At 38.9% G+C, this 16,294-nt stretch carries 6 protein-coding genes and 3 pseudogenes; 7 read left to right on the top strand and 2 right to left on the bottom strand.

Annotated features, from left to right (window positions below):
• Positions 1–110 precede the first annotated feature (110 nt).
• From E2I05_RS11040 to E2I05_RS11020, 5 genes and pseudogenes are all read left to right on the top strand, one after another.
• On the top strand, positions 111–905 hold the full coding sequence (locus E2I05_RS11040) for a S1/P1 nuclease (RefSeq protein WP_121852708.1): 795 nt from the start codon (positions 111–113) through the stop codon (positions 903–905).
• A gap of 896 nt (positions 906–1,801) precedes the next feature.
• A complete protein-coding gene (locus E2I05_RS11035; protein ID WP_121852707.1) occupies positions 1,802–2,245 on the top strand; it encodes a hypothetical protein in 444 nt (147 codons plus the stop codon).
• 487 nt (positions 2,246–2,732) lie between these two features.
• Positions 2,733–3,293 (top strand): annotated as a pseudogene (locus tag E2I05_RS11030) (IS630 family transposase); the annotation flags it as partial.
• A 594-nt stretch (positions 3,294–3,887) separates the two neighbouring features.
• On the top strand, positions 3,888–6,596 hold the full coding sequence (locus E2I05_RS11025) for an ankyrin repeat domain-containing protein (protein WP_121855168.1): 2,709 nt from the start codon (positions 3,888–3,890) through the stop codon (positions 6,594–6,596).
• 328 nt (positions 6,597–6,924) lie between these two features.
• A complete protein-coding gene (locus E2I05_RS11020; protein WP_133309638.1) occupies positions 6,925–9,516 on the top strand; it encodes an ankyrin repeat domain-containing protein in 2,592 nt (863 codons plus the stop codon).
• A 334-nt stretch (positions 9,517–9,850) separates the two neighbouring features.
• Here the strand turns inward: E2I05_RS11020 and E2I05_RS11015 are convergent, their stop codons facing one another.
• On the bottom strand, positions 9,851–13,384 hold the full coding sequence (locus E2I05_RS11015) for an ankyrin repeat domain-containing protein (RefSeq protein WP_121855100.1): 3,534 nt from the start codon (positions 13,382–13,384) through the stop codon (positions 9,851–9,853).
• A 1,075-nt stretch (positions 13,385–14,459) separates the two neighbouring features.
• Here E2I05_RS11015 and E2I05_RS22550 point away from each other — a divergent pair.
• A pseudogene (locus E2I05_RS22550) lies at positions 14,460–14,564 on the top strand (IS630 family transposase); the annotation flags it as partial.
• A 205-nt stretch (positions 14,565–14,769) separates the two neighbouring features.
• On the top strand, positions 14,770–15,120 hold the full coding sequence (locus E2I05_RS11010) for a hypothetical protein (RefSeq protein WP_133309637.1): 351 nt from the start codon (positions 14,770–14,772) through the stop codon (positions 15,118–15,120).
• 3 nt (positions 15,121–15,123) lie between these two features.
• On the opposite strand, the pseudogene E2I05_RS22545 reads toward E2I05_RS11010, so the two are convergent.
• Positions 15,124–16,250: pseudogene (locus E2I05_RS22545) on the bottom strand (ISAzo13 family transposase).
• Between the last annotated feature and the right edge of the window lie 44 nt (positions 16,251–16,294).

The following is a 16,294-nucleotide window of genomic DNA, read 5'->3' as shown; positions in this document are numbered from 1 at the left end:
ACCTTCTTTTAAAAACGAAAGTTTTTAGCTAAATTAATTCACCTCGATGTAAACAAAACGTAACATTAAAATGAGGTGATATTTTAAAATAATAATACTTAGGACTATATATGAGAAAGTTAGCAGTTGTTTTATTTACTTCACTTGTTGTTTTTTTGACTTGTTTTGAAGTCTCTGCATTTGGCCGAAATGGTCATAGAATCGTAGCTGAAATAGCTGAGCAATATCTTACTGTTAATGCTCACGCACAGTTGATGAAAATAACTAGCGGAATACCATTAGCTCGGCTTTCAACTTGGCCAGATGAGATCAAGTCTGATAAGAATTGGAGACATGCTTCTGCTTGGCATTATATCAATGTAGAAGATGATGCTGATTGGGAAAAGTTGCCAAGAAGTTCTGCTGGAGACATCCTCGAAGCTCTTGAAAGATTTGAGAATCAACTAAGCGATTCGTCACTCAGTAATGAAAAAAGGTGGCAAGCGTTGGCTTTCTTAATTCACTTTATGGGTGATTTACACCAGCCTTTGCATGTAAGTCGAGCGGCTGATAAAGGCGGAACTAGTATTCCGGTAAAGTGGTTTGGCGAAACTAATCGTTATAACTTCCATAATGTTTGGGACACACTTATCATTGAGCATCAGCAGTTAAGTTACACTGAATATGTCGACTTCTTACCTATAAGTCACAAGAACAGACAATCTTGGATATTAGGTGACTATACCGATTGGGCGAAAGAATCGATGGTTCTTAGGAATAAAGTTTATGACTATCGAGTTGATGGATCAGGGAAACCTGACTTAGGTTATGGTTATATTTTCAAGCATAGATCGGAAGTTGAACAGCGCATGCAACAGGCAGGAATTCGTCTTGCGAATATTTTAAATAATATTTTTGCTTCTTGATAGCAAATACAAAGTTATACCAATTACAGTAATTAACTGCTCAATTCTGAGCTATGTATGTGCTCAAAGTGCAATCGAAATTGATAAAGACATTGTTACCGACCTAAAAAGCTGTAGTTATTACATTGCTACGTCAAGACAGTTTTGACAACATACAAGCTCCCCAAAAGCAAGGCTAAAGGGTTCCATTACTGCGTTACAAGTACTTGAATTATTGCAATGGTTCTTCGAGCTTGTGCCTAGCACTGAAACCCTTTAGGAAAGTTGCGGAAGAACGTATACCTATGAGTCTCGTCACTCCAGCGCAGGCTGGAAACTAGTGCCTTCGCTGGTATGATAAAGGTTGGTACTTTCTAAATCGCTAGATCCCTTAGCTCTTGGTGAGTGAGAGATTTATCTCTGTAATTGGTACTAAATATTAAGCCATTCTCAAAAAATCTAAGACTGCTTTCAATCGATTTAACAGCCTAAATCATCTTTCATATGGTTTTAATCTTAATTCATAAAACGATTTATCCTTTAAGTTACAAGTAGTTACGGCAACTAACTTATTTTATTTTTGAAAATAATTCGTTTTACTTTTTTTGGTGTATTTAGCTTGATAGCGATCACCAAATTTAAGGCTACGCTTATTGATAATGGAATCAATATTTCTATGACAGGCATGTCGATTTTTAAATTAGAACTTACTTAGGAAAGTTGCGGAAGAAACTATACCAATGATTTCTCGTCACTACAGCGCAGGCTGGAAACGAAGTAACGACAGTTTTGTATGTCGATAGTCTAGTGTCTTTACTTTTTTCTATAAAAGTCACTGGATATCAGCCTTCGCTGCCATGACAAAGATTGGTACTTGCTAAATCGCTAGAGCCCTTAATAATTGATCGGAGTAACACATGCCTAATATCGAGCTCAGACAAGCTGAAGAAAAAGATTGGCCTTTCGTTAACCTGTTAATTCAAAATGAATTGAAATCATATTTAAATGCATTATGGCCTTATGAGCACGATAAAAATCATTTTATTAGATTAAAACAAGCAAGGTTTGGTCAAGAAACTTCAGAAATAATCTCGTTAGATGGGGTTGATGTAGGAAGAGTTACCTTTAAAAAAGAACAAGACAATACAGAAATAGAAGACATACAGCTATGGTACGATACTGAGCATAATTCACTATTACAACAAGTCTTAGTAAATCTGATTGATAATCATATAAATAAAGGTGATTTACTTAAGGTAAGAATGCGCCATGAAAATCCATTAGTTCCTGTTATGAGAATGCTTGGTTTCAGCGATTACTTCGAAACAGATCACCAAGTTTATCTACGAAAAATTACATAAAATAATTAATTATACCAATTACAGTAATTAATCTCTCACTCAGCAAGATCTAAAGGTTTCCAGTACAAGGCGTATGTTCGAAGTACTATATTCCCTACGGCCGCCATACAAAACTGGCGTTCAACGCACTTAGTGCATTTGTCGGGATAATTCAAGAACATGCAACGCAGTAATGGAAGCCTTTAGCCTTACCCTCAGGGAGCTTGTATGCGCAAAAATTACTTCAACAAATTTTCTCAACGTAGAATAACTGTGTTTTCACCAATTTCGTTTGCAATTTGTGCGCATACACAGCTCTGAGTTGAGCATTTAATTACTGTAATTGGTATTAGAAACATCGAGTAGGGTGAGGCGTTAGTGCCCCATCCCTCTCGCAGAACCGTACGTACGGGTCTCGTATACGGCTCCTGCTTAATTTTATTCAATTACTTTGTACTAAGCACATAGCCCGTTCGCACTTCTTCAAGATTGTAGTCGAACCAGAGCACACGCATTTCTGTTAAGTAATAAGAAGTTTTCAATTAAACAGATAGCTGACATTTTCGAAGTTTGCGAAATTACAGTATCAAACTGGATTACCGCTTGGTACGAGCAAGGTGTCTCAAGTTTATTTGATGACAAACGTTCAGGTCGACCTAGTATTTACTCTCAAGAGGAAGCTTCACTCTTAAAATCATTTGTTGATGAAGAGCCTCATCAACTTAAAAGAGCGCAGCCTTTAATACAGAATTCAACAGGTAAAGAGTGCAGTCTAGGCACAGTAAAACGGACGATAAAAAATTTTAACTACAGCCATAAACGCATGAGACATTCACTTAAAAAACAGCGAAATGAAGTCTATTTTGAAAGAGCCTACGATGAATTAGTGAGTTGTGTAGAAATGGAAAAGGAAGGGGTAATAGATCTTTATTATTTTGATGAATCAGGCTTTTCCCAGAAGTCGAACTTACCGTATGGTTGGAGCGAAAAAGGCGTTGCTATTGAATGCACTGTATATCAAAACAGTAAGAAACTAAACGTACTTTGGAATTACCACCACAATAAATAATGAGAACGCCATTTGAAACCAATTAAAATTTCTCTGAGAAGATCTATATAAACTTTAAGTATATATTGATTTATTTCCTTAAAATCTCAGCCACCACTTACCGTTGAATATCAACTGCTTCTCTATTTTCCTAAAAAATCTATATTGTTATGGATACTTATTAGGCCATTGGTTGAAAACTTGTCAAACATTATTAATCTGAATTTTTTGTGATATGATAAATTTTTCGTCAATGAATTTACCTGTATTACAGCAATGGTGTCGTAAGGTTTCCTAGTATCTGAAGGTGTAATATTGGTTAGCAGTTAGATATAAGGGATAGTTATTACCATTAAACTAAATTTTGAAAGACGCTTCATATTGACCGCTTACAAAAGTTGCGGAAGAAAGTATACCGATGAGTTCTCGTCACTCAAGCGCAGGCAGGAAACGAAGTAACGACAGTTTTGTATGTCGGTAGTCTAGTGCCTTTGCTTTTTTCTATAAAAGTCACTTGATACCAGCCTTCGCTGGCATGACAAAGATTGGTACTTCCTAAGTCTCTAGATCCTTTACAATTTATCAATTCATCGAAGACAAAGAATTGGAATGTGAATGTGCAATCCCCTAGGCGCTGTCAGCTCAAACACTTCAATCGCTGCACAGTTAAACTTTCAGCCTCAGAAAGCAAACCTTGAATCAAACACCGTTGATATTGACGGTCAGTTGTTTAGGGTCAGCCTGCTTGGGCAATATGATGCATTCCTCAAATTTATTCGTGATGAAGAAGTAACGAAAAACCACGCTGAACTAGAGTTAACTGATGATGTAGCGAAGTTACCAGGAGCAAATTTTGATGAAAAATTAACAAGAGTGATAATGCGGGCTGAGCAACAAGGAGAGGCCATTCTAGCTCGGGACACCAAAGGCAGGGAGGATTATTTTGCGCGACTCGAAAAATTAAAGACGCATATTATTGGTCAAATCAATTTCGCTCAACAATTACCGGATGACGCCTTACTTTTTCTTGTTGAATTTTCAAACAGACTGGACGAAATGAAACTCTGGCCTGAATCACAGCAGCTGCTTCATCTGGGAGCCTTTCCTATGGCGGTTGAAAGCGAAACTGAATGGCGGTGCATAGACGGGCTTCGTATTCGTTTGGGTTTGTGTGATAGGCCATCGACAACGATTTTTAACTTATTGTGTCGGGAACAAATGAGTGACGCATTACTGAAGTTAACTTCAAAGGTTAGATTTGACTACCGAGTACATTTAGCGGCGACGGTGCCTTGGTTGCTTACAGGGATCGTCTCTCATAAAGACACTCATTTTAAGTTACCGCTGCACGACCTGTTTGCGTCAGATATTTATGATTTACTTCTCACTACCCCAGAAAATTATCACCGCCGTTTACTGAGCAGTATTGACGATTATTTGGAATTATCGCAGCAGGTATTATTTCTGAAAGAGCAATACCTTCAGTCTGAGGATGATGATCTACTAATGGAAATGAATGGCATAGTTGATCGGTTAAAGGAAAATGCTTGGACTGTGTTATTAAAACTGGCTCCTAACCATTTTTATGATGGCAGCCAGACAAGAGATAGCATCAGTAATGAGATTTTAAAGCGCATTCACACAGACCAGCAGCTAACACTTTTTTTAGAGAGTGCATTTATACCGGAAAAGCCTGAGCTAACGGATTACACTGGCAATATCAGCCACTGGTGTGAAAAACTTTATTGTGGTGATTTTTGTGCGCTGGCAGCACTTGTTGTTTACTGTCTTCCCGTGTTTGATAAACGACCGTTGATGATGTGTTTATTGTCACATACATGGCAGGCGCTCTACCGTGATACGTTATGTAGGCACCTTGAACAGTTAAAAGTTAAGTCGGAGTTCGTCACTGTTTGGAGTAAGCAAATTGTTGAGCGATTAACTGAATTTAATGCAAAATACGGTGATGTAGTAGAAAAATACCTGAATAACAGAGAGGGTTGGCAAACCTTACCGTTAAATCGTAAACAAGACTTATTGCAGCAGTGCATTTCAGGCGGCGTCAGTTTTTCTACAATACAAGCGCTTCGTAATTCAGGAGCAGATGAGGTGCATTTAAGTTCACTTGATTGGCGAGCTTGGGTAAATTCAAGAGACTGGCCAAAATTAATTCATTTATTGAGACATCAGGTTAATTTCAATGAAGTAATACATTACGCTTTACCAATCCTTAAAAGTGATAATCAACTGTTGCATATCGCAGCGTACTTTGGGCGAGAGGATGTGGTGGAAGCATTATTGAAGACTCCGAGTATTGAAGTTAATAGTACTAACGAAATCGGGTATACGCCACTGCTTATGGCTTGCCGGATTGCTAAAGATAAGGTGGTGAAGGTACTGCTGAATTATAAAGGGCAGAACCCTAAAGTTGATATAGGGCTGACTAGGGAGCATTCAACATATCAAAGTACGCCACTGCATTATGCTTGTAACGCTGGTCATGATGGTGTGGTGAAGGTAATGCTGGATTATAAGAGGCAGCACCCTAAAGCTGATATCGGGCTAGCCAAGGAACATCCAATATCTAAGACTACGCCATTGCATGTGGCTTGTATCGCTGGCCATTATGCTGTAGTGAAGGTGCTGCTAGATTATAAGAGGCAGTACCCTAAAGCTGATATCGGGCTGAACAGGCAAAATTCAACATATAAAAATACGCCACTGCATGTGGCCTGCCGCCTTGGTAAAGAGAAGGTGGTGAAGGTACTGCTTGATTATAAGGGGCAAGAACCTAAGGCTGATATTGGGCTGAACAGGGAGCATTCAACATGTAAAAATACGCCACTGCATGAGGCATGTGTCGTTGGTCATGATGGTGTGGTAAAGGTACTGCTGGATTATAAGGGGCAGCACCCTAATGGCGATATCGGGCTGGTCATGAAGAATTCATATACTAAGAATACACCAATGCATGGGGCTTGTATCGCCGGTAATGATGGCGTAGTGAAGGTACTTCTGGATTATAAGGGGCAGTACCCTAAAGCCGATATCGGGCTGACCAGAGTGCATTCAATATATAAAGATACGCCATTGCATGTGGCCTGCTGTCTTGGTAATGAGAAGGTAGTGAAGGTACTACTGGATTATTTATCCACACATCCGATAGATTCAATTCGATTGTTTAGTAATGAATTTGGAATGTCACCGCTAAAACTGGCACGAAAATATAAGCATGAGGTTATAGTTAACCTCATACTGGAATGGAAAGGTATTAAGTTAGTGTCCACAACAGATAAAATAGGTGTTTTTTTTGCGAAAAAATAAACTGTAAGCGAGTGAAGGTGGGGTATATTGGTTAGCAGTTAGATATAAAAGATAGTTATTACCATTAGATTTAATTTTGAAAGACGCTTCATATTGACCGCTTACAAAAGTTGCGGAAGAAAGTATACCGATGAGTTCTCGTCACTCGAGCGCAGGTTGGAAACGAAGTAACGACAGTTTTGTATGTCGGTAGTCTAGTGCCTTTACTTTTTTCTATAAAAAGTCACTGGATACCAGCCTTCGCTGGCATGATAAAGATTGGTACTTTCTAACTCGCTAGAACTCTTACAATTTATCAACTCATCGAAGACAATGAATTGGAACGTGAATGTGCAATCCCCTAGGCGCCGTCAGCTCAAATACTTCAATCGCTGCACAGTTAGACTTTCAGCCTCAGAAGGCAAACCTTGAATCAAACACCGTTAATATTGACGGTCAGTTGTTTATGGTCAGCCCGCTTGGGCAATATGATTCATTCCTCAAGTTTATTCGTGATGAAGAAGTAACGGAAAAACATGCCGAACTGGAGTTACCTGATGATATAGCGAAGTTACCAGGGGCAAATTTTGATGAAAAATTAACAGGCGTAATAATGCGGGCTGAGCAACAAGGAAAGACCATTCTAGCTCGGGACAAAAAAGGCAGGGAGGATTATTTTGCGCGACTCGAAAAATTAAAGACGCATATTATTGGTCAGATCAATTTCGATCAACAATTACCGGATGACGCCTTATGTTTTCTTGTTGAACTCTCAAACCGACTGAACAAAATGAAACACTGGCCTGAATCACAACAGCTGCTTCATCTGGGAGCATTTCCTATGGCGGTTGAAAGCGAAGGTGAATGGCAGTGCATAGACGGTCTTCGTATTCGTTTAGAATTGTGTGATAGGCCATCGACAACGATTTTTAATTTATTGTGTCGGGATCAAATGAGTGACGCATTCCTGAAGTTAACTTCAAAGGTTAGATCTGCCAATCGGGTACATTTAGCGGCGGCGGTGCCTTGGTTGCTTACTGGGATCGACTCTCAGAAAGACACTCATTTTAAGTTACCGCTGCACGACCTGTTTGCGTCAGATATTTATGATTTACTTCTCACTGCCCCAGAAGATTATCACCGCCGTTTATTGGGCAGTATTGACGATTATATGGATTTATCGCAGCAGGTATTATTCCTGAAAGAGCAATACATTCAGTCTGAAGATGATAATGATGATCTGTTAATTGAAATGAATGACATAGTTGATCGGTTAAAGGAAAACGCTTGGTCTGCGTTATTAAAACTTGCTCCTAACCATTTTTATTATGGCAGCCAGACAAGAGATAGCATCAGTAATGAGATTTTAAAGCGCATTCACACAGACCAACAGCTAACACTTTTTTTAGAAAGTGCATTTATACCGGAAAAGCCTGAGCTAACGGATTACACTGGCAATGTCAGCCACTGGTGTAAAAAACTTTATTGTGGTGATTTTTGTGCGCTGGCAGCACTTGTTGTTTACTGTCTTCCCGTGTTTGATAAACGTCCGTTGATGATGTGTTTATTGTCACATACATGGCAGAGGCTCTACAGTGATACGTTATGTAGGCACCTTGAACAGTTAAAAGTTCAGTCGGAGTTTGTCACTGTTTGGAGTAAGCAAATTGTTGAGCGATTAACTGAATTTAATGCAAAATACGATGATGTAGTAGAAAAATACCTGAATAACAGAGAGGTTTGGCAAACCTTACCGTTAAACCGTAAACAAGACTTATTGCAGCAATGCATCTCAGGCGGCGTCAGTTTTTCTATAATACAAGCGCTTCATAGCTCAGGAGCAGATGAGGTACCTTTAAGTTCACTTAATTGGCGAGCTTGGATAAATTCAAGAGACTGGCCAAAATTAATTGATTTATTGAGTCATCAGGTTAATTTCAATGAAGTAATACATTACACTTTACCAATCCTTAAAAATGATAATCAACTGTTGCATATCGCAGCGTACTTTGGACGAGCGGATGTGGTGGAAGCATTATTGAAGACTCCTAGTGTTGAGGTTAATAGCGCTAACAAAAACGGGGATACGCCACTGCATGCGGCATGCGGTCTTGGTAAAGAGAAGGTGGTGAAGGTACTGCTGGATTATACGGGGCAGCACCCTAATGCCGATATTGGGCTAACCAGAGAGCATTCAACAAGTCATAATACACCACTGTTGGAGGCTTGTATCGCTGGTCATGATGGTGTGGTGAAGGAATTGCTGAATTATAAAGGGCAGAACCCTAATGCTAATATCGGGCTGACTAGGGAGCATTCAACATTTAAGACTACACCACTGCATGCGGCCTGCAATCTTGGTAAAGAGAAGGTGGTGAAGTTGCTGCTGGATTATAAACGGCAGTACCCTAAGGCCGATATCGGGCTAGCAAAAATGCACGCCATTATTCCCAATACGCCACTGCATGAGGCTTGTATTTCCGGTCATGATGGCGTGGTGAAGGTACTGATGTATTATAAGGGGCAGTACCCTATGGCCGATATCGGGCTAACCAAGGTGCATCCAGAATCTAAGAATACGCCGCTGCTTGGGGCTTGTATCGCCGGTCATGATGGTGTTGTGAAGGTACTGCTGGATTATAAAGGGCAGAACCCTAATGCCGATATCGGGCTGACCAGAGTGCATCCAAGATATAAAGATACGCCATTGCATGTGGCTTGCCGTTTTGGTAAAGAGAAGGTGGTGAAGGTACTGCTAGATTATTTATCCACACATCCGATAGATTCTATTCGATTGTTTAGTAAAGAATTTGGAATGTCACCGCTAAAACTGGCACGTAAATATAAGCATGAGGTTGTAGTTACTCTAATACTGGAATGGAAAGGTATTAAGTTGGTATCCACGAAAGATAAAATAGGTGTGTTTTTTGCGAAAAAATAAACTGTAAGCGAGTGAAGATGGAGTTCTTCAATCTTTTACAATTTTCTAGTGTAAACATAAGGTGTTGATTTGTATCTTCACTTTTGCCAAAAAGCTGTTTAGTACGGTATGATCTTTACTCGACTACAAGTACCTCGCAGGAGATAGTCTAGGTAATACCAATTACAATAATTAAATGCTCAATTCAGAGCTATGTATGTGCTCAAAGTGCAATAATGTAGCTTTACATAGCGTATCAAAAAAATGGCGATGATCCCCGACTTTGCTTCCGAGGAAGGTGGTAAACCTTGGGTACAATATCAACTCATCGCTACCCGTTTCATAGATATTTCGATTAATGTTTAGCTCCTCGCGAAAGAAGAAGATTCATTAAGCCAACATTTTTTTCATATATTCCTTGTGTTATCCCTTTATCAATTTTGCTTATGCAATTAGCTTTTTCAAGCGGCGTTAGTTGAATATCTATTTGTGAAAGAGTACTCATGTTACATTTGTTCATTATTTTTTCTAAATACCATATTAAAGTGTCAAATTCCTTAGCCTTAATACATACTTTAATAAATGCATTGTAAATGGCAACATCAGGCTTGATGCCCCATTGCAGCATTAAGCTGGCTGTAACTGTATCGCCTAACACCAATATTTTGGCTTCTGTAAAACGCCCCGCTTCAGCGCAAGCAGTCAGCAGATTCACGCAGGTGATTGAATCTACCTTTAATGGCAAATCAGGTGCCATTATGGGCTTATTACCACACACCAGTTGCCAAGCACTATCAAACTGGCCAGTTTTAGCGCATACCATGATAAAGGCATTGCAAATGGCAACATTAGGCTTGATACCCCATTGCAGCATTAAGCTGGCTGTAACTGTATCGCCCAACACCAATATTTTGGCTTCTGCATAACGCTTCATTTCAACGCAGGCAGTCAGCAAATTCAGGCAAGTGATTGAATCTACCTTTAATGGCAAATGAAGTCCCATCATGGGCTTATCACCACACACCAGTTGCCAAGCTCTATCAAACTGGCCAGTTTTAGCGCATACCATGATAAAGGCATTGTAAATGGCAACATGAGCCTGGTTCCAATATTGTTGCATTAAACTGCCTGTAGTGTGAGCGCCATCGCCCAACACCAATGATTCGGCTTCTGCATAATGCCCAGTTTCAGCGCATACCGACAGAAAGGCACAGTAAATGGCAACATCAGGCTTGATGCCCCATTGTTGTATTAGGCTGAGTTCAGGTGCATTGCCTAGCATCAATCCTTTGGCATCTGAAAAATTTAAATTTAACTTATTTAATTTCAGTAATAGTGTGCATGTTTTCGCTTCATAGGAAGATTTAAATCGTGTTATGTCACTAAAAATGCCATCGAAATTAGATGAATGGCTGTCAGAAAACTCGGTAGCTTTGTGTAACAATTCATGGATTAACCCTATGTCCCATGATGTTTCCATGACTCGTTTGTCGTTTTTTAGGGTGTGAATGATTTCAATAAGCTGCGAAATTTTAGTGCAACGAGCAATTAATGCATTTAATTCAATACCCAGTTGATTTTTGCTTTTCTGTTCCAGTTTCCAAGAGTGAATAAGCGCACTGGTCTGAGTATTGAAGGGACTAGGGGAGGAAGATGGTTGCTGTATTTGCTTGGTATATTGAGTGCTTGATTGTGGAGTAGTGGAGAAGGGCTCAGTTGCAAAACGTCGGCAAATATCACTTGGCTTCTTGTTAACAGTTTGAATAGCAAGAATTAATGGGTGAAGCGCGAAATTGACACTTCCTAATTTAGCTCTCTTAAGCTGAAATAATGCAGCGCTTAAATGGGATCTTCCATAAATATTTATTAAAGACCAATTAATGCTATCACCGTGATTTTCAACAAGCCATTGCGCCAATTCAAAGTTATGTTTTGATATTGCCAGCATCAGCACATCAAATTTATTTCTTTGTTCATGTGCATTTACACTTGCCCCTAATTCGATAAACCTTTTTGCAAGCTCAACCTGATTTTCTTCTATTGCCATCATTAAAGGAGTATCACCTTCTGTAATCGGTACATTCACATTATTTAATTTTTCCAGTAGCAACTCTGAAAGCGCAAACTTTTTGTGAGTTAGTGCTAGTGTTAAGCATGTATATCCATTAATGTCCTGTTTTGAAAGTAACTTCTGTATAACACCAGTGGGTAATGTCCTTAGCGCCCATGGAGTTATTTCGTCATTTTCAGAAGGTATCGCTAGCATTAAAAAGTTTCGATTAAAGGTATTTGTTGCTTCTACATTAGCGTTGTTACTTATGAGCACCTTGACCACTTCAGTTTGCCCTGTATGGGCTGCTAAAACTAGAGCTGATCCATCTTTACCATGTGTGTTGATATCTTTTGTATGTGATATCAGCTTCAACGCCATTTGTTCATTCTTCTTCACAATCGCTGATTGCAGCGGAGTTCTACCATCAAATTTTTCATCACAACTAACACTCCGACTCAGCAATAAGTCAACCAGTGAAGAATGCCCATCGAGAACCGCCCAATTCATTATGTCATATCCGGATAATGTTTTCGCAGACAGTATCGCTCCCTTGAGAATTAGCGCTTCTGCGGTCTTACTATCGCCTAAATCCATGGCTAGACTTAAAGTGGTTCGGCTTATACTGCCTTTGTTGGCATAACTAACTTCGAATTTAAGGTCGAGCATCTTCGGCTCAACGAGTGAAATGAGCTTATGCGCTAACTCAGGGTTCCCTGCTTTTACCGCTTCCCCAGTTATATTGACTCCGGCACGAAAACAGTCTTCCTCAAAGCCGTTAGCCAACATAGCTAACAACAACTTTTCATTATTTTTTTGGATACACTTAATGAGTTGAAATCTATCGTTCTCACTCTTAATATTTAATTTATGCCCGTGTTCGGCAAGCTCTAAGGCTATATCATCCATTTTATAATAACTGACCAATGCCAGTAACGAATATCCATGATATAATTCAGAACTCGGTTTCGCCATGGGTGAAAGTAGCGCTGCGATATTCCTTTTTTTTTGTAGTAATGCCGTTGTTAATGGCGTATCACCTTCACTATCAATGGCCTCAGTATCACAATTTTTTTCTATCAATATTGGTACCATAGAATCAGCGAAATTTTGCATTACGGCCAAATGCAGAGCCGAAGTACCCTCGTTATCTTGAAGATTTAAGCCATTAATGTCTGACATTTTTTCGATTAAACACTCAGCCATTTGCTGCTTGCCTGAAGCTAGGGCCAAAAGTAATGGTGTTTGTTTTTTTTGATTCGTCACAGATAAATCGATAGATAAGTTAAGCAACAATTTTAAGATCTCAAGCTTCCCATACCTTATTGCTACAAAAACAGCACTTTCCCCTTGTCTATTTCTGTGCTGGAAATTGCATTCAGGACAGGCATCTAAAAGCATCTTCACAATTTTTGTGTTATTGCTCATTATTGCAGCCATTAACAAAGAATACCCTAACTTTGGTGCCGCATAGGAAGTCATAAAGGGCTCTGCTAATAAGCGGGTTATTTCTTGCTCATTTCCACTCCACAAAGCATAATGCAATAGATGGCTGTTATTTAGCACTGTTTCTGTTTGCTTACACCATTCCCCCTCATTAGTTTCCACATAACTTCCAACTGAATTTCCCCTTTTTGTCTCATTATGAAATTTATCTATTGATTCGCACGTCCATCTAGAACGTTTACCTAAAGAGACTAAAAATGAATGTGATTGTTTTCCACTCATTGTCACTGAAATTGTATTTTTCGTTTCTAGTTTTTGCTTCGAAAATGCTGCTATTAATTCAGGGAGCATTGCAACATGAGGTAATGCATTAGTACATGATTCAGAGCTCATTATTTTTAACCACAATAGATTTTGAACAACAACATTACAAGAAAGAAAGCTGAGTACAAATTAACCTTTATTAACTTTTATTCGATTCTACAGTTTTTTCTGCTTCAATTTTGCGCTTGTCCACTTTTCAGGTATACCCAACAGAGTTCAATTTACAGATGATACAAGGGGCTGTTTATCTTTCAGGATTAAATTTTGTGCTATTTGAGCGTTTATCTGTTCAAGGCGTAAGCCGTGAAGCTTAGTCATCTAAGTAAACGGGTTACAACACAGAACAGTGAACGCTCAAAAGCATCTAAGACAGCGTAAGTTGATCATTTCTACTGCATTATCGCTTGCTTATTTGGAATACCAAACCGCACAAGCTCTGTCTTATATAAAACGACCAATTTATCGCTGCAAAAATAATCACGAAAGATAAACAGACCCTAATAACTTTGGGTATACAATATAAGGGTAGGGCACTAGATTCCCACTTTCGTGGGAATGACGAAATTACCAAATGGAGTTGTATCTATCACTCACTCGTGCGGTTGCCCTGACCGTTTGTTAACTGATAATGTTTGAATATATTGGCAATACTTGCTTGAAGTTGTTAATGTAAAGGGATTTTGGCTTTGCAGAATATCCAGCATAACCCCGTTGACTTGAAAACGCCTAAACTTCTCCGTTCAAAAGCCGCCCAGTTCTTGTTAACTTTAAAAAGGTAGTAATTAAGGATAATGAAACAGTTAGAGTATCAAAAAATTGAGTAACCGTTGAGTAACAATTGAAAGGCTACGAATGAACATAATGAAGTGCTTGACGAATATAGTCTCTGAGTTCAATCTAACACATCAGACTGCTGTTGTGATGCAGATTATGCTTCGGATGTCTTAGCATGGAGTCGCAGCAGGGGAGTTTGATCTATGAAGTCAAATCAACTTTTTATCAAGCGCTAAAAACTTATCAAGCGCTAAAAACTGCAGCATCGAGTGTTAAAAATGTTATGGCGTGATGGACTCTATTCTGGACTAAAAGATGAATTAAAGCCTGTAAGCCTAAGAATGCAACCTTCTATCACTCAATAGTTCTGTCGGACAAAGAGTTTCGACAAAGAGTAAATAGATTTTTCGATAAAACATTACCTGAAATTGCAGATACTTTAACGAGTAGGATTACTGACATTTTTCAAACGCTAAACGCGAGAGTGACGAGAACTCATCTGTATACTTTCTTCCGCAACTTTCCTAAATTGAATTCTTTTTGGTATACCTGAAAAGTGGACAAGCGCAAAATTAAAGAAGAAAAAACTGTTGAATCGAATAAAAGTTAATAAAGGTTAATTTGTGCTCAATTTTCTTTATTGTAAAGTTGTTGTTCAAAATCAATTGTGGTTAAAAATAATGAGTTCTGAATCATGTACTAATGCTTTACCTCATGTTGCAATGCCCCCTGAATTAATAGCAGCATTATCGGAGCGAAAATTAAAAACTAAAAATACGATTTCAGTGACAATGAGTGGAAGACAATCACATTCATTTTTAGTCACTTTAGGTAAAAACTGTAGATGGACGTGCAAGTCAATAGATAAATTTCATAATGAGGCTGAAAGGGGAAATTCAGTTGGAAGTTATGTGGAAACTAATGAGGGGGAATGGTGTAAGCAAACAGAAATCGTGTTAAATAACAGCCATCTTTTACATAATGCTTTGTGGCGTGGAAATGAGCAAGAAATAACCCGCTTAGGGATCTAGCATTTAAAAATCTACCGCAATTGGAGTGATTGTAAGATCCCACTTTGGTAATTCACTATTTCTGACTATTTTACTTTCCAGCTCTTCTTTTTCTTTGTTATTGAGCTTGACTCCTTTTGAGTAAATTTTATCAATTAAATTGACTACTGGGCTCATCGCTTTCCATGTCATTGTTTTTGTCCATTCTATTACCGTTTTGGCTGTACTCAGTAATGTGCCATTCCAATGCCTCTCTAACGATGACCAGACTCGTTCTATCGGGTTGTACTTACTGTGGTATGGCGGGTAGTAGACGTTTCGAATCTTGAGTTTCGATTGTTCACTAAACGCTACTAATCTAAACAGGTATTGAGTACGACAGCCACTATTTTCAGGACCATTATCTGAAAAAATAATGAGTTCTTCCACTTCTAGATTTTCACTTTTAACTGAATCCCACCACCATTCAAGTGCGTCACAAATGAAGTCACTTGTTTTATTTGAGTTGCCATAAAAAACATGAAGTTGATCATTGTCGAGGTTAAGAATTCCGAACGGGATCATTTTCTTTTTTATTTCCATATCATGATCCAACGCTTGAACAGCATCAGCACTACGAGATTTACCGTAACGGGAATACTCACCAACATTAACTGTCGCTTTACAGTCGATACTAATACGGATGACTTTTTTATTACCGGTTGTTTCTTTATTGATTTTGTTTACGTTTTCAAAGATAGCGTCTGTTTGAGGAATTTTTTTTGGGGTTTAGTTTTTTGGACTCGTCGAAGTCTGTATCCCAGTCGATTTAATATGTCGTTAATGGTTCTTTCTTTAGGTAATTCTTCAGGTAGCCAGCCTTTTTCTTCAATTAACTTTTTTCTGACGCCTTTCGCTGTAATTCGGGTATACACAAACGTATTTTTAAACTTCGGGTCGGCTTGCGATTCAGGATCTACTAACGCTCTAATATCTATTTCTAATTGAGGCTGACTCACTTCACTTCGAGGTTTTCCGTCATAGTTTCCGAAACACTCGAAGCCCGTTTCTTGTTCATGAAGCCCAAGCGCAACAGCCTTTCGACACCAGCCAAATTCTGTTTCAGTTAAGCGTGGACTCCCACAGCAGAAGGTTTTGGATACTTCGGCCATAAAAACTCTTTTCTCCATCCCATGAAGTTTACTGGATGCAAGTT

Origin of the sequence: Parashewanella spongiae, assembly GCF_004358345.1 — a bacterium.
GTDB lineage: Bacteria > Pseudomonadota > Gammaproteobacteria > Enterobacterales > Shewanellaceae > Parashewanella > Parashewanella spongiae.
This window is presented reverse-complemented; position numbering and strand designations above follow the sequence as displayed.